Source organism: Thalassotalea sp. HSM 43 (assembly GCF_004752005.1).
In the GTDB taxonomy this organism is placed as follows: domain Bacteria; phylum Pseudomonadota; class Gammaproteobacteria; order Enterobacterales; family Alteromonadaceae; genus Thalassotalea_A.
Window position 1 is genome coordinate 2,731,958 of the sequence record NZ_CP038493.1, and the last position, 15,053, is coordinate 2,747,010.

Consider the following 15,053-nt stretch of genomic DNA (forward strand, 5'->3'; position numbering starts at 1 on the left):
ATCGCAACACCCCGCCTTTAAATACATATTTGCTAAAAATTTTTGTAAGAATTTCATCTCACCGCTGACTGACAAGTAACGCAACGACATTTTTATAGGAGACAACCATGTCGAAATGGCGAATGATAACAACCTTAACGGTATGCTTGCTTGGCAGTCCAATGTTGTGGGCAAAGAGCAGTTTATATAGCAATGCGACGGTGCTTGATGTCGACACAGGGCAGCAGCACGGCAAGCAATACATCTTGGTTGAAGACCAACACATTGTCTATATTGGCTCGGGCAAGCCCGAGCAAAACCAAGACACACAAGTTATCGACCTAGAGCATCGTTTCGTTATGCCGGGGTTGATTGACAGTCATGCCCATATGTCATTAGGGGCAGTGAGCGCCACCGTTCGCGATAAACAAGTTCATTTAAGTGCTTATAACGGTGCCGACATTGCGGCCGTTAACGCCAATAGCATGTTGCGTTGGGGCATTACCACCATTCGCAATCCTGGCGGTGATAGTCAGGCTAATGTGAACTACAAGCAGAGTCAGGTACAAGGTCAAGTCAAAGGGCCTAAAGCCTTTGTTGCGGGGCATTTACTCAATGATTTAGCCTTTGCCGGTTTGGTTACTGTGGTTGACGATGAGCTCTCTATTGCCAATAGCATTGAACAGCAAAGCAAGTTAGGCGTTGATTACGTAAAGTTGTATACCGGCTTAACAGAGCAACAATTAAAAAGCGCAGTGCGCCATGCCGACAGTTACGATCTGCAGGTTATCGCTCACCTTGAAAAAGTAAATTGGCAAACCGGCGCACAATTAGGCATTGATCATATCGTCCATGCCATGCCTTTATCAGCCGAACTGCTACCTGAACCACACAAGCAAAGCTTTGACAAAAGCGCTCGACCGGGCAGCTTTCGCTTTTTTGAATGGTACGAATTAGTTGATCTAAAAAGCGCGGAAGTTGCGCAAATGATCAACAGTTTACGCGAGCACAATGTCAGTGTAGATCCCACTTTGATTGTGTTTTATAACGCCTTTTTTGGCGATCAGGATGCGGTAACCAAGCACCCAGCCTTGAGTGAAGTTCACCCCAGTTTGTTAACCAACTGGCAAACGTTTTTCACTTTTAACCTAGGTTGGACGGATGCAGACTTTAAACGTGCTCAGGCGGTTTGGCCAAAGGTACTTGAGTTTGTCAAAATGCTTGATCAAGCAGGCGTGACATTAACAATAGGCACGGATGTGGGCAACCCATGGACTATTCCGGGCATTAGCTTACATCAAGAAATGGCACTTATGGTCGAGGCGGGCATTAGTGAGCAAAAGGTATTGCAAATGGCGACGCGCAATGGCGCTTATGTGATAGATAAAGACGCGAAATTTGGTCTATTAAAAACCGGTTATATCGCTGATTTTATCGTTCTTGATAAAAACCCGTTGCTCGATATTAAGCATACTCAATCGATTCATCGAGTGGTGCAAAATGGTACCACAGTCCATCTGCAGCAATAACTAAGCCGCAGCTTTAAATAAAAAAAGCACGACCTTAGTCGTGCTTTTTGCTGGTTGAATAGGGCTTTTTATCGCGCTAATAATTCGACTATTTAGTCTGCTTTTTTGTCGCGGTAGGCTTCGCCTTGCGTCATCCACTCAGGTGCCGGTTTACCTTTTAGATAATGATCAAAGTATTGCATCATTTTAATGGTGTAATCGACCTTATTAGGGTATTTCTTCAAGTGATGCGGCTCACCTTCGTATTGCAGTAAGATAACCTCTTTATCAAGACGACGCATCGCCAAGTACATTTCGACCCCTTGTTGCCACGGTACCGCATCATCAATATCACCAAACTGCATTAACAAAGGTGTGGTGATTCGGTCAGCAAAAAATACTGGTGAGTTCTCAATATACAAATCACGGCGCTCAAACATCGAGGCACCAATGCGGCTTTGGCCCATTTCATATTGGAATTGACGCGCTAAACCAGTGCCTAGACGAATACCTGAGTAAGCGCTGGTCATATTGGCAACGGGCGCACCTGAGACAGCAGCGGCGAACATATTGGTTTCGGTGATGGAATGCAGAGTTTGATAACCACTCCAGCTATGTCCATGCAAACCAATGGCGTTTGGATCGGCAACACCCATATCAATGATCTTTTGCAAACCTGGTAAGATCGATTTGTTGGTTGAGTGACCCGGTGTGCCAACATCAAAGTGTACGTCAGGTAAGAATATGGCGTAACCATTTGAGCTGTACAGAGGGAAGTTCGGTCTGTGGTTTACTTTCATTTGGTTGAACTCATACATACGTTGTGAGAACAAACGGTAATAGTAAACAACAACGGGGTATTGCACGCCTTCAACATAATTTGCTGGCTTGATCAGAATGCCTTGGTGTCTTTCACCATTGCTAGAGCGCCAATCAACCAGTTCAGGTTGGCCCCATAAAAAGTCATCAACTTGTGGGTTTACATCGGTCAATTTCTTGCCATTGGCAGGGTTTAAATCCGACACCCATAAATCTGGAAACTCTTGGAAATCTTCACGACTAAATAAAATCTTGTCAGCATCTTTAGCTTTGCCAATAAACTTATATTTTTTATTGTCTTCAACAAGTTTTACTGGTGCTTTGTCTTGACCAAGGGCAAGCTGATAAAAACCAAAGTTTTTCTTATCATCGTTATAGCTGGTCAGCAATAACGTCGCGTCTTCATCGATAATGTCATTATCTTTATCAAGATCATTTATGCGAAATTGCAGGTTATTAGGACGACCAAGGCTACAGGTTAAACATTGGCTGTCCTCGCCATCGGTGGCTAATAACCAGATATCGAACTTGTCATATACCAACACACCTTCATCGTCTGCTAACCAACCGGCAATGCCGTATCCTGGTGCTGCTGATGGGTAATCGTGATCTTCATTAGCAAAGCTGACATCAATGTTCTTTGTTAAGTTAACACGACGGTTTTTATCGCTGTCATAGGCCCAGTAATGACCGTCTTGATAATACGCTGCGTAACGACCAGATTCACTGAGTTTAACCGGTGTGTATGAGCTGAGTTTTTCGACAACAAGGTGCTTTTCACCATCATCAAGGTCAACAATGTAAAAGTCAGAGAAGAAACCTTCCCATGTGCGAATACGGCGATAGTTTAAATCCGTTTGACCTAATACCGCGTTTTCATTATTGCTGGCGACAACATTAAAAATGTCTTTGTTTGCTAAGCGAACAAGCTCGTTGTCATCAACATGGTAGACCGCGGTGTAAAACGCTTTTTTGTCACGGTTGTACTGGAATTTTTCATTGGTTTTGATCAGCGGATCGTTACCATGCCAGATTTGGAGATTGCGTTTTGCAACGATTTTGTCAACGTTATACAAGTCCGCTTGATCTTCTGGTTTGCTATCAATTTCTTCAGGTTTGGCGATAACCGGCTTGAATCCAAAGAATAAACGCTCATCATCCGCTGACCAAGTCAGTTTATTGGTACTGGAGATAAACCATTTTTGTTGTTGCTCAGTCGACGTTTTTACGGTTTTAATCGAGTTCTTATCGCTGTTCCATATTTTTAATTTATGGCGACGAGAATCATCTTTTTTACTAAAGTCACCTTCAATAAATGCTAGCTTGTCGCCGTTGTGGCTCCAACTTAGATGATCAAAACTGCTGCTGCCTTGACTGACAATAGTGAATGCTTTATCGCCATTTAGATTGATCGCTTTAAGGCTATTATTGCTACCATCTTCAACACTGACGCTGTATACCAAAACCGCACGTTTGCTTGAAAAGCTAAAATTGTCGACGTCTTCAATAACCTGGCTGCTGCTGTCTTGTAGGTTGACTACCGTTAGGTTGTATTTGATGCGCTTTCTATTGTGCAAAGCGACGTCGTTCTCATCATCTTTGGCTTCAGCCTTGCTGTCATCCGCTTTGTCTTTTGCTGCGTCAGCATCTTCAGTTTTATCGTCTTGTATTTGACTGAATGCAACAAAACCGCCAGTATCACTCAGCTGGTAATCTTCGACAGCTTCAAATACTTGCTCGGCACCGGTACTGAGATTGATAACCTTAAGGTTGCTTTTAAGGTCCTTTTTCTCTTTTTTACTCGCTTTTTCATTACTCAGTAATGACGGCTTTATTAATACCGCAGCGTATTTGCCATCAGCTGAAACTTGACCACCATTGCCTAGCTCGACATCAAAGCGGGTTTTACCATCGGTATTGATGACGTGAAAGCTGCTATCGCCTCGATCCATTTGTGCGGTATAGGATAACCACTCACCATTGTCGGTTAGTGTTGGTTTTTTGATTTCTTTAAACTTCATCACATCCGTTACTTGTAACGGACGTTGTTCAACAGCCAACGCTTGAGTGCTGAATGTCAGGGAAATGGCTAAAGCCATTTTTGACCATTTATTAAGGGGTAATGTTTTCATAGTCTTTATTGTTTTCCTGATGTTGATATTGATTATCCCTGTCAGCACATCTAAATCAACTAATTTCAAGCTAAGTTGCAGAATTTTGGCGACAAATAGGTTATCGTAGCGGCAAATATCACTGTTCAACGGTTACTGACATGTTTCACCGACAACAACTTATCGGAAATTGGCATCGTAGCGATAAAGATAGCGACGAGAATTACAGCGAGTTTGCACAAATGTTTGCTGACGGTAGCTTTTCTTTTACTTTCTATACATACAAAGCTGACGGCACGTTAATTGAAGAAATGACTGAGCGTGGCGACTGGGGCGTGGTGGGTAATATCCATTTTACCATTACCAAAGCCGAAATTATTGGCAACAATGAATACCCTGCAAACCTTGAAGACGAAGACAATTACCAAGCGTATAAAATTATTAAATTAACGGATGATGAATTCACCTACCAGCATGTGATTACAGGCGAAAGCTATACCCTATCTAGGGTGCAGGGCGATTGAGTAGAATTTTAAATACATGCTAAACTTAACATTAATATCTTATTTGTTAATAACTTAAGGCCAATCAGTTAGGTGCCCCCAATGGAACAAACGACAAAAATTTTCGAACAAAACAGAGATTTAGCCAAGTTTCCTAGCGATGCCAATGGTAATATGCTGTGGCATATGGCGCTAGAAGGGGACGACTTAAACAGACCGAGAGAAATTCAATTTTCGGTTATCTTCCCTTCACAAGAGCAAGCGATAAAATTTGGTAATGTGTTGCTAGCAAATAATCAAAAATTGTCATTTTGTCCTTATTTAGAAAACCCTGAACACCCTTGGGAAATAACAGCCTACCCAGAAATGGCCGCCAGTTATGACAATGTTGTTGCTTATCAAACATTGTTAGAAACACATGCCAGAAAGTTTGATGGCATTTACGATGGTTGGTATTGTCCACCGCAAGGTTAACTTTAATTTTTCTATCGGGAAAGTAGTATGTCCGATATCGATACATCTAGGCTGAAAAGCTTTAGCAAGCTCACGGCCAAATCTTATAATGACCAAAAAGCACTGATTAAAAAGGTGCTTCTTGGTCGTCCTATGCAATGCAAATCCTGTCGAAAAGAGATTCAGTTTGTGGCGAAAACCACAAATTCTGCCGCTCGTGTTCGCTGTAAAGCGGGCTGTACTGATATTGAGCTTGATATAGGCTGACGGTTAATCGGTACGCGATGAATTATCTTGCCCATTTATATTTTGCCAAAGATAACAGCCACTCTGTGGTTGGCAATTTAATGGGCGATTTTATGAAAGGGGTCAATATTGTCAGCCTGCCAGAGGCCACTGCCAATGGTATTCACACCCACCGTATGATTGATAAGTTCACCGATAACCATCACTTAGTCAGACAGTTAAAACCTTTACTTAGTGACAAACGACGCCGTTTTGCCGGCCTTATCAGTGATGTGGCGTTCGATCATTTTCTTGCCAAGCATTGGCAACGATTTCATCATTTGAGCTTAGAGCAGTTTTGTCAGCAAGTGTATTTGCATCTGCAGAATTATCCGCACCCGTTGCCGGGACGTATGCCGCACGTGGTCAGGTCAATGATCAATGATGATTGGCTTGGTGGTTATCATGATATGGCGCTTACCGGCAGGGCGATTGATTCAATGTCAAAACGCATCCGCTTTAAAAACACCTTGGCTGGCGCAATTGAAGAAGTTGAACTGCACTATCAACAGTTCGAACATAACTTTTTGGCATTTTTCCCCGAGCTATGTCGCCATGTTAATCAGAAAAATAAAGAACAGTAGAAAGATGATGCAATTATATGGCAAGTTTTTGATTTGCAATAAGCTAGCATGATTGTGGTGCTTTTTACTATTCTATATACTGGCGCGCATATACGTTAAAAATCAGAACATATTCTGGCGCCAATCATAGGAAGAATGAATGAATTCTTTTATCAAGAAAATTATCACTGTATACGTTGTCTGCATTACCGCATTGATTATTGGCTTTCTCGCCGATGACGATCCAGCGTTGCATCATGTCGAGCGCTTTATCGCTGAACAAAAAATAGATAAAAGCGATGCCGACTGGAAACAAAAATTACCTAAACCAACGCAAGCGCCTTTTGCCGAAAGCAAACAATACATCTGGGAAATGGTGACCACTAAAGGTCCTATCAGCATTGAGTTGTGGCCACAATACGCACCGATGCATGTCTCAAGCACTATGTATTTAACTAAGCTAGGTTTTTATGATGGTTTGACATTTCACCGTGTCATTCCTGGCTTTATGGCTCAAGGTGGCGATCCGACCGGCACCGGACGTGGCAACCCTGGGTATCGCTATGACGGTGAATACCATAAAGATGCCAGCCATGATCAAGCCGGTATTTTATCGATGGCAAATGCTGGCCCTGGCACCGACGGCGCGCAATTTTTTATCACCTTTAAAGAAACGCGATTTTTAGATGGTCGTCATACTGTATTTGGAAAAGTGATCAGCGGTTTGGAAACATTAAGCGCACTTGAACAAAGTGGTTCTGCTCGAGGACAAACTGCCGAGAAGCTGGAAATATTAACGGCAACCATCGTAGTCAAAAACAAATAGCGTTAACAATACATAGCTTTCAATAGCGACAAAAAAGGCGGGTTATCCCGCCTTTTTCTTGCCTGAATTTCTCATCGTGACCTATAAGAACGTAGCGATATCATCTATGTTCTTTTTGGTTTGCGCATGTGCAGGAATTGTGGCGTCATCGGCAGGATAACCGGCAATCAACAACATATAAGCCCGGTCATTGTCACCTCGGTTGCAGACCTTGTTTAAGAACGACATAGGTTTTGGCGTATGCGTTAAGGTTGCCAACCCCGCGTTGTGCAGTGCGGTGATTAAAAAGCCTGTGGCAATGCCGACAGACTCATGCACGTAATAATTGGTATTGCGATCTTCAACATCTAAACCGCCTTTCTTCTGACTGAAAATGGCAATTAACCATGGCGCAGTCTCTAGGTAAGGTTTATCTGCATCGGTGCCTAATGGTTTTAATGCATCAAGCCATTCGTCACCGGCACGGCCATCATAAAAACCGCGTTCGTGCAGCTCCGCTTGTTCTCGAATTTGTTTTTTCACATCACTTGAGTGAATCGCGACAAAATGCCAAGGCTGATGGTTTGCGCCACTTGGCGCTCGACCTGCGGCTTTAATGCAGTTTTCAATGATTTCTCTTTCGACTTCGCGATCGCTGAATTTGCGAATCGAATGACGGCGTTTGATATCGGCTAAGAACTGTCTTGAACGCTGCAGCATTTCTTCTGGTGGGTATTCGATAAAATCGTCTAAAGGGGAACAATCATGTTGTTGCATTTTTCTGTCTCGTTGTAATTCTAATATTTCGAATATTAGCCATACTAAACTCTAATATCGCTCAAGTAAAAATTTTGTTAATCTTAAAGGTATCTATCTTTGCTGTATTAAATTCCTTATGTCTGCGCCTACGAGTTCGTTTAAATCCCCATTTGTTTTTCTAGCCATGTCTTCGGTTGTGATGACCTTGGCGTTTTCTGGGTGGATGGCGCTATTGAATAATTTCACCATTGAAGCGGCTAATTTTACTGGGCGCGAAATAGGCATTTTGCAGTCATTACGTGAAGTGCCTGGCTTTTTGGCGTTTACCGCGGTGTTTGTGCTTCTGGTGTTAAAAGAGCAGACCTTTGCTTTGGTGTCATTATGTTTATTGACCATTGGCGTCACTCTTACCGGCTTGTTTCCATTCGAGTTGGGCTTGTATGCAACCACAGTCTTGATGTCGACAGGTTTTCACTATTTTGAAACGGTCAATCAATCGTTATCGCTGCAATGGTTTTCCAAAGATGAAGCACCAAAACAATTAGGTCGATTATTATCAATAAAGTCCATCGCTGCATTGGTTGTTTATGGTTTTATTTGGTTAGCGTTTAGTGTTTATTCGATGCAGTTTTCCACAGCCTACCTGATTCTAGGTGGGCTTGGCTTTATGATCACCGTGTGGATGTGGCTAGTGATGCCGCAGTTTGAACAAAAGGTGGTTCAGCATAAAAATCTGATATTGCGTAAACGCTATTGGCTCTATTACCTATTGACCTTTTTAAGTGGCGCTCGACGACAGATTTTTGTGGTATTTGCTGGGTTTATGATGGTCGAAAAGTTCGGCTACTCGGTTGCTGATATCACCTTACTGTATATGGTTAATCACCTTTTAAATATATATCTGGCGCCAAAAATTGGTGAATGGATAGGGCACGTCGGCGAGCGTAAAGCACTTACTATGGAGTACATAGGGCTTATTTTGGTGTTCAGTGGTTATGCTCTGGTTGACAACGGTTACTTTGCCGCCGCCTTGTATGTGATTGACCACGTATTTTTCGCCATGGCAATTGCCATTAAAACTTACTTCCAGAAAATTGCCGATCCGAAAGATATCGCATCAACAGCAGGGGTAAGCTTTACCATCAATCATATTGCTGCGGTGGTGATCCCAGCCTTATTTGGTTTGATTTGGTTATACAACCCATCGCTGGTGTTTTTCGCCGGTGCTGGCCTCGCCGCGTGCTCGCTTATTGCCAGCCAGTTTGTTGATAAAATTGGTTACCAATTACAAGCATCGGTTAGGTAGCTGTTACGATATCAACAATGATATTGAAAAGATGATAAAACTCGCGCCAAACAGTCGTTTGATAAATTGTTTGTGACGTTCATTAAATGGCAGTTGAGTCGATTTCTTACCTATCAAGGCGTACAGCATTGGAAAAGTAAATGCAGAGCACATACTGATCATCATCAAAGGCAAAAACTGCTCACCAATGGGCTGATTAGCATCGACAAATTGTGGTAACAGCGCGCTAAAAAACAATAACGCTTTTGGGTTAGTAATGGCTACCGTAAAGTGTTTGCGCCACATATGGCGGCGACGAGCCGAGCGCGGTTGTATGTCACGACCTAGCGCATTTGTATTGGCTGAACGAATGATGTTTATGCCCAAATAACAAAGATAGCCACAGCCCATCAATTTTACCGCATTAAACGCCAACGGTGAGGCAATCAGTAGACTGGTTAATCCCATCGCCGACATTACCGCTAAAACCAATAGCGCCGTCAAGTGACCGGTTATGGCGACACCTGATTTACGTAAACCAGCCATTGCGCCATTTTCGGCGGCAATAAAATTTGAAGGGCCAGGCAGGGCGGCAACTAACGCTGACATGCTGGCGTAGGTAAGGTATTCGCTGATCACGTTCATACATCTAAAGGGAAAATCAGCCGCGCATTATACGTACTTTCGAGTCAATGTCTTGTCATCGGCCATTTATTTTCCCATCTTAGCTGTCAACTTTGCTGGCCACCATAATTTGCGATTAACGTCGGCCGATTTGCTGCGCTAGGTATTGCTTATAAAGGTCAAAACAAAGCGTTAGCAGGACAACCTTGAACCGAGGCATTAGTGCGCTTGCTTAGAGCAATTTCGACTACCATAAAACGTATCAATTGCTGTTGCCTAATTGCGCTTGTCAGACCTGTTTTTATGCAACATTCGTTTACTTAAGTTATTGGCTTGTTTATACTTTTTCGCCAATGGAGTAATGGCGAAGGAGTGACGATTTTAATAGTTGTACGGAAGTAAAATAATAATGAATAAGCTTTTAAGTATCCTTTTGATGTCATTGCTTGTGGTTAGTTGCGGTGGTGGCAGTTCTAAAGCTTCTGTACCAGCGGTAAGTGATGGTTCTGGCTCAACCGACAATGATTCGGGCGCTGACGATAGTAGCGATGACAGTTCTGACGACCAAGGTTCAGACTCTGATGATGCGGGCTCGGATGACGATGATGCCGGCTCAGATGATGATACCGATGACACACCTCCCAAACACTTTGAAAACAGTAAACGCATTGTTGGCGAAACCTACAACATCAATGCACAATTCTCCTTAAATGCCGACACATTTAGTTCTAGCGATGAGACCATTGCAACGGTTGATGAACAAGGCCAAGTTAGTGTTCACAAAGCAGGCTTTGCTGAACTGACTGCCGAAGACTCGAATAACGCCGAAGTTACTAATATTGCCTTATACGCCAAAGATGCGGATTTTCATTTCACCTCTTGGGTTGGCGCAGACGATAGCCTAATTGATGTCAACGACTCACTCACCGGGTTGTCCTTTATTCGCTCAACAGAAGAAAACTGCCAGCCAATACCACTAATAGATTGTGGTATGTATGAAACCGATGTCCTTGAAGGTGATGCCATAACCGACGCCATTACGACTCTTGATTCGCCAGGCTTTTATCACTTTACGTTTGGCCAAAATACGGCGGCCACATCCATGTTAAGTGCCGAAAAATTTGAAGTTCGCTCCGGTGAAGCAACCATAGTATTTAACAACAACCTGTACCTTATAGGTGGTTACACAAGCGGTGATGTAAACAACCCTCGTGAATATAAAAACGATGTATGGATAAGTAAAGACGGCGACGAATGGCTTGAAATTAACGAAGCCGCTAACTTTTCACCGCGCTCTGGGCATCAATTAATTGTTCGTGACAACAAGCTTTGGTTATTAGGAGGCGCTAATGGAGCGACTCAACACAACTATGTTTGGGTATCTGAAGATGGCAAAAATTGGACTCAGCTAGAGCAAGAACAGCGTTTTAGCACGCGCAGCCATTTTGAGGTATTTACGTTAAATAATGAATTTTTTATCGCCGGTGGCTATACCACACATGGTGAAAAGCTTAATGATTTGTGGCGTTCTACGGACGGTAAAAATTGGTCAGCGGTTACCGATTTTTCATTCGCTCAAGCGAGTAACTCGCCGGTGGTGGTGCTTGGTGATGCAGCAGCACAAACCGCCTACTTATTAGGCGATAAAATTTATAGTTCGACCGATGGCTCGGTTTGGACAGAAATTGATGATGCCCCGATTATTGCCGGCTTTGACAACCGAGAAGCTGCCGTTATAGATGGTGAAATTTGGCTGTTTACCTACAGCTTTGAGTATTTTGGTAGTCGCGGATACAAAAACATATCTCGTATATTCAAAAGTAACGATGCCTTAAATTGGCAAACGATAAAAGGTGGCATTTATCTTGGTAACCTCGTTGCCCGTGAGGCCAAGCCTATTGCCTTTAAAGATCGGATTTTTATTGTCGGTGGGCGTGCCGAAATTCTCGAATATACCAATGAGGTGTGGTCAACAATCGATGGTGTATTGTGGGTTGAGCACACATTAGGTGGGTTATACGGCCCTCGTCACTCTCATGCCATGGTCAGTCATGATGGTTTACTTGTGTCGACCGGAGGCGTTGCCAGTGACAACATCAGCACCGCCGCGCCGTATCAAGCGGATGTGTGGAGCTCAGCCGATGCTGTGAATTGGAACCTAGTTGAAGACCAACATGCAACATTTAGAGCTAGAGCGGGGCATCAATTGGTTAGTATGGGTGACAAGCTTTGTTACCTTGGTGGCTATGGTCGAAAAATATTTGCTACCGCCAGTGGCTATAGAGACCCATATACGGTGCAAAATCCTGATCCGGCAGGTTCCGTTTTACACGTAATCTTATTTGAAGTTTATGGGGTATTTGACGATATTGCCTGTTCAACAGATGGTGGAATCGTATGGAGCGAAGTTGTTCCTAATACTGACGATTATTTCGATGCCAGAGAAGGCTTTGCCGCCATCAACTTCAACGGTGAATTGCTGATTATTGGTGGTAATTTTAACAGTCAATATTATGCCGATGTATGGTCTAGCGGTAACGCTGATACCTGGGACAGTCGCCCTGATTTGGGTACCTATGGAGCCTATCTTATGGGTTTCACTGAGCTGACAAGTGAGGCGCCTTTTGGCCCACGAACAGGTCATGCGATAACCATTCACAATGATGAGCTATACCTCAGTGCGGGTAAAAACAAGGATGGCTTTTATCTTGATGACCTATGGAAATCCGCAGACGGGATTAATTGGACATTGGTCAACAGCAACATGGGCGAGATGGATAAACGTGCCTATCATCAAATGGTCAGTTTCGATGATAAATTATGGATTATTGCCGGCCGCGCTAACTATCATGAAACCCTTGTTTATGAAGACACCACGGTTTATGAGGCAAACGATATCTGGATGTCTGATGACAATGGCTTAACATGGACGCTAGTTACTGAGCACGCTCCATTTGAACAACGTCAAAACTTTCAAGCCGTGGTTCATGATGATGCGTTGTATATTACCGGCGGCACAGGTGGCGAAGGTTATGTGACCTTACAAGGCAAGGACAGCATTTTAAATGACGTTTGGCGTTCAGAGGACGGTATTAATTGGCGAGCCGGGTTTTATAAAGAAATGGCGTTAAGCCAAGCACAAAATAGCCAATAGTTCTAGCAGCTACAGCGTAGCACTGGCGGGCAAATAAAACTTGGCTATATCGTCACCGCGTGACAACAGCCAAGTTTTATTGGCACTGTTAGGTCATTTTTTCATTCAAAAATCATGAGCGTGCTGCTACAAGAGCCGCACCAGAGCCGTACCATTGCCCTGAGCTCAGCAAAACCAATGCGTCTTCTAAACCATTGCCATTTAAGTCAGCGTATTCAGCAGAATACACCGGCTCATTCTGTTGGCCTATTACTCGGTTCAATAGGGAAGTACTTGCCCTGAAAAAAGGTACCTTCGACATTAATGTCTTTGATCGTGCTTGGTTTCACCGTATAAGGGTTTTGATCAATTAACGTAAAATTGGCTATTTTTCCCGTTTTAATACTACCGAGCGTATCTTCCATACCCCAGGAGAAAGCGGCCTCTATGGTAATTGCGCGTATTGCGGCATCAACGCTTAGGGCAAGTTCAGGTTGTATAGGATTAAAAGAAAGTGTTTGACGAGTAACCGCTGACCAAGCCAAATATAATGGGTCTGCAGGCGCCATGGGCAAGTCTGAATGTAAGGAAATTGATGTACCTTGGTCTTCTAGGGGGGCTAGACGAACCATGTGATAAGCACGCTCTTTACCAAGTCCAACTTGCGCAAATTTTTCAGCAAAACCGGTGACATAATAAGGGTTAGCAGAAACAATCAGGCCAAGTTGCTTGATACGTTTCACTTGCTCTGGCGTTGAATTGGCAAAGTGAATAATCACACCACGATGATCTTCACGAGGAAAGCTTTTCATGCGGCGCGCGAACATATCTAGCACTTCTTCTAAGCCTTCATCACCGTTGACATGAACGTGAATTTGATAGCCGGCTTCCCAAAACACTTTACTGATCGTTTCCATTTCTTCAGGTGGTTGAATCCATTCACCTTTATGACCATCTAAGTAACCATCTTTCATTTTCATAAGCTGCGAAATAATGGCGCCATCGGCAAGGATTTTAACTTGCTTATCGAGAAAGCGAACCTTTCCATCTTGGGGGAAAATCGATTTGATTTCTTCCATGCCAGCTAACATACCGTCAGCACCATATTGCAGTAATGGCGTTTTGGTTTCGGGGATAAAGAATGAGTAAAAAGGTGTCTGCTCTGAGCCTAAAATATCCATGTAAAGTTGTTCGGTACCCGGTGCGATAAAGGCGCCGGGTTCCATATAGGCGGTAATTCCGTTTTGATGTAGCATTTCACGCATTTGTAACAGGCCTGCTTTCATGCGTTCAGGCGTTGCCATTTTGGGAAAAACCCGCGGCAGTAAATAAACCATCGCACCGGCCTCATAGAAATGGCCTTTGTCTAGATCAGATTGCGCGGCGACGTCGGCACCACTGGCGTCAATATCGGCTTGCTTTAAGCCAAACAACTTAACTGCGGCACTATTAAAATAGAACTCATGACAGCTTCTATGCCAAACGACAATAGGGCGAGTAGAACTGATTTGATCTAGTTTTTCTCGCGACAGTTGGCCATGAAAAAAGTTATTAAAACCCCAACTCCATAATATCTGCGAAGGGTCTTTCAAGGCTTTCTCTGCAGCCTTTAGCTTAGTGATATAGTCTTTTTCATCCTTAGCGGCAGGCCAGGTTTTATCTGGAAGCTGCCATGGCTCGGGCGCAATGACCACCATTTGCAACGTCAATGCCCCTAAGAATGGGTGCATGTGCTGTTCAATAAAGCCTGGCATTAACACCTTACCTTTTAAATCAAACGAGCTAGCACTAGGGTGTTGTTTATTGGCGTCATTCAAGCTGCCAGCAAAGACAATTTTGCTTTCTGATACGACGACAGCTTCGACTGACGGTTGCTGTTTTTCCATGGTGATAATTTCACCGCCATAGATGATGGTGGATGTAGGTTGCTGTTTCGCTGTTTTTGTTTGCGCTTGTGTTTGCGCTTGGGCGTCAGTTGTTTTGCTCAAACCTGCAACCAAAAGCAAAGTTGTTAGAGCTAGAGAGACTGAGGATATAAGCTTCATATTTTCTCCTACCTTGAATGTTTCGTCTTAACGCTTTACAAAGCGCAACTGCATTAGCCAATCGCATTAGGCAAACGCATTAGCCAACCGCATTGCAGGCTGACCCAAGTGACCACGATTTCCGCAGTCGAAGGGGCTTTGGTGATTTATTAGGAGCCCCCACACCGCATAAATTTTTGCT

At 43.5% G+C, this 15,053-nt stretch carries 13 protein-coding genes; 8 read left to right on the plus strand and 5 right to left on the minus strand.

Features of this window, described 5'->3' with window-relative positions:
* Positions 1–107 precede the first annotated feature (107 nt).
* Positions 108–1,508 carry an amidohydrolase family protein gene (locus E2K93_RS11775; protein WP_135439282.1) on the plus strand — a complete coding sequence of 467 codons (1,401 nt, stop codon included), beginning with the start codon at positions 108–110 and terminating at the stop codon, positions 1,506–1,508.
* Positions 1,509–1,600: 92 nt separating this feature from the next.
* On the opposite strand, the gene E2K93_RS11780 is transcribed toward E2K93_RS11775, so the two are convergent.
* Positions 1,601–4,438: a prolyl oligopeptidase family serine peptidase gene (locus E2K93_RS11780; RefSeq protein ID WP_135439283.1), complete on the minus strand. Its 2,838-nt coding sequence runs from the start codon at positions 4,436–4,438 to the stop codon at positions 1,601–1,603.
* A gap of 140 nt (positions 4,439–4,578) precedes the next feature.
* Here E2K93_RS11780 and E2K93_RS11785 point away from each other — a divergent pair, with 140 nt between their 5' ends.
* The 5 genes from E2K93_RS11785 to E2K93_RS11805 all read left to right on the plus strand — a co-directional run bounded on the left by E2K93_RS11785 (position 4,579) and on the right by E2K93_RS11805 (position 7,047).
* Positions 4,579–4,941, plus strand: coding sequence for a hypothetical protein (locus E2K93_RS11785; RefSeq protein ID WP_135439284.1), 363 nt, complete (start codon positions 4,579–4,581; stop codon positions 4,939–4,941).
* Positions 4,942–5,022: 81 nt separating this feature from the next.
* Positions 5,023–5,394, plus strand: a complete 372-nt coding sequence (locus E2K93_RS11790; RefSeq protein WP_135439285.1) for a ribonuclease E inhibitor RraB — start codon at positions 5,023–5,025, stop codon at positions 5,392–5,394.
* A 27-nt stretch (positions 5,395–5,421) separates the two neighbouring features.
* Positions 5,422–5,640: a hypothetical protein gene (locus E2K93_RS11795; protein ID WP_189637762.1), complete on the plus strand. Its 219-nt coding sequence runs from the start codon at positions 5,422–5,424 to the stop codon at positions 5,638–5,640.
* A 17-nt stretch (positions 5,641–5,657) separates the two neighbouring features.
* The gene (locus E2K93_RS11800) at positions 5,658–6,242 is read left to right on the plus strand and encodes an ACP phosphodiesterase (protein ID WP_135439286.1); all 585 of its coding nucleotides are present in this window, start codon (positions 5,658–5,660) and stop codon (positions 6,240–6,242) included.
* A gap of 139 nt (positions 6,243–6,381) precedes the next feature.
* Positions 6,382–7,047, plus strand: a complete 666-nt coding sequence (locus E2K93_RS11805; protein ID WP_135439287.1) for a peptidylprolyl isomerase — start codon at positions 6,382–6,384, stop codon at positions 7,045–7,047.
* Positions 7,048–7,128: 81 nt separating this feature from the next.
* Here the strand turns inward: E2K93_RS11805 and E2K93_RS11810 are convergent, their stop codons facing one another.
* The gene (locus E2K93_RS11810) at positions 7,129–7,803 is read right to left on the minus strand and encodes a nitroreductase family protein (protein ID WP_135439288.1); all 675 of its coding nucleotides are present in this window, start codon (positions 7,801–7,803) and stop codon (positions 7,129–7,131) included.
* Between the two features lie 118 nt (positions 7,804–7,921).
* Between E2K93_RS11810 and E2K93_RS11815 the strand changes: the two genes are divergently transcribed.
* On the plus strand, positions 7,922–9,091 hold the full coding sequence (locus E2K93_RS11815) for an MFS transporter (protein ID WP_135439289.1): 1,170 nt from the start codon (positions 7,922–7,924) through the stop codon (positions 9,089–9,091).
* A gap of 3 nt (positions 9,092–9,094) precedes the next feature.
* Here E2K93_RS11815 and E2K93_RS11820 read toward each other — a convergent pair whose 3' ends face one another.
* Positions 9,095–9,715: a LysE family translocator gene (locus E2K93_RS11820; protein WP_135439290.1), complete on the minus strand. Its 621-nt coding sequence runs from the start codon at positions 9,713–9,715 to the stop codon at positions 9,095–9,097.
* Between the two features lie 388 nt (positions 9,716–10,103).
* Here E2K93_RS11820 and E2K93_RS11825 point away from each other — a divergent pair, with 388 nt between their 5' ends.
* Positions 10,104–12,848, plus strand: a complete 2,745-nt coding sequence (locus tag E2K93_RS11825; protein WP_135439291.1) for a hypothetical protein — start codon at positions 10,104–10,106, stop codon at positions 12,846–12,848.
* Between the two features lie 112 nt (positions 12,849–12,960).
* Here the strand turns inward: E2K93_RS11825 and E2K93_RS17700 are convergent, their stop codons facing one another.
* Positions 12,961–13,110 carry a hypothetical protein gene (locus E2K93_RS17700; protein ID WP_189637763.1) on the minus strand — a complete coding sequence of 50 codons (150 nt, stop codon included), beginning with the start codon at positions 13,108–13,110 and terminating at the stop codon, positions 12,961–12,963.
* The gene (locus E2K93_RS11830; protein ID WP_135439292.1) at positions 13,082–14,872 is read right to left on the minus strand and encodes an amidohydrolase; all 1,791 of its coding nucleotides are present in this window, start codon (positions 14,870–14,872) and stop codon (positions 13,082–13,084) included. The genes E2K93_RS17700 and E2K93_RS11830 overlap by 29 nt, the downstream gene beginning before the upstream one ends.
* Positions 14,873–15,053 lie beyond the last annotated feature (181 nt).

Bases quoted from the DNA above. Each gene is read 5' to 3' on its own strand.
- E2K93_RS11795 (WP_189637762.1), top strand. From the start codon at position 5,422: ATGTCCGATATCGATACATCTAGGCTGAAAAGCTTTAGCAAGCTCACG.
- E2K93_RS11820 (WP_135439290.1), bottom strand. From the start codon at position 9,715: ATGAACGTGATCAGCGAATACCTTACCTACGCCAGCATGTCAGCGTTA.
- E2K93_RS11775 (WP_135439282.1), top strand. From the start codon at position 108: ATGTCGAAATGGCGAATGATAACAACCTTAACGGTATGCTTGCTTGGC.
- E2K93_RS11810 (WP_135439288.1), bottom strand. From the start codon at position 7,803: ATGCAACAACATGATTGTTCCCCTTTAGACGATTTTATCGAATACCCA.
- E2K93_RS11825 (WP_135439291.1), top strand. From the start codon at position 10,104: ATGAATAAGCTTTTAAGTATCCTTTTGATGTCATTGCTTGTGGTTAGT.
- E2K93_RS11800 (WP_135439286.1), top strand. From the start codon at position 5,658: ATGAATTATCTTGCCCATTTATATTTTGCCAAAGATAACAGCCACTCT.
- E2K93_RS11815 (WP_135439289.1), top strand. From the start codon at position 7,922: ATGTCTGCGCCTACGAGTTCGTTTAAATCCCCATTTGTTTTTCTAGCC.
- E2K93_RS11780 (WP_135439283.1), bottom strand. From the start codon at position 4,438: ATGAAAACATTACCCCTTAATAAATGGTCAAAAATGGCTTTAGCCATT.
- E2K93_RS11830 (WP_135439292.1), bottom strand. From the start codon at position 14,872: ATGAAGCTTATATCCTCAGTCTCTCTAGCTCTAACAACTTTGCTTTTG.
- E2K93_RS11805 (WP_135439287.1), top strand. From the start codon at position 6,382: ATGAATTCTTTTATCAAGAAAATTATCACTGTATACGTTGTCTGCATT.
- E2K93_RS11785 (WP_135439284.1), top strand. From the start codon at position 4,579: ATGTTTCACCGACAACAACTTATCGGAAATTGGCATCGTAGCGATAAA.
- E2K93_RS11790 (WP_135439285.1), top strand. From the start codon at position 5,023: ATGGAACAAACGACAAAAATTTTCGAACAAAACAGAGATTTAGCCAAG.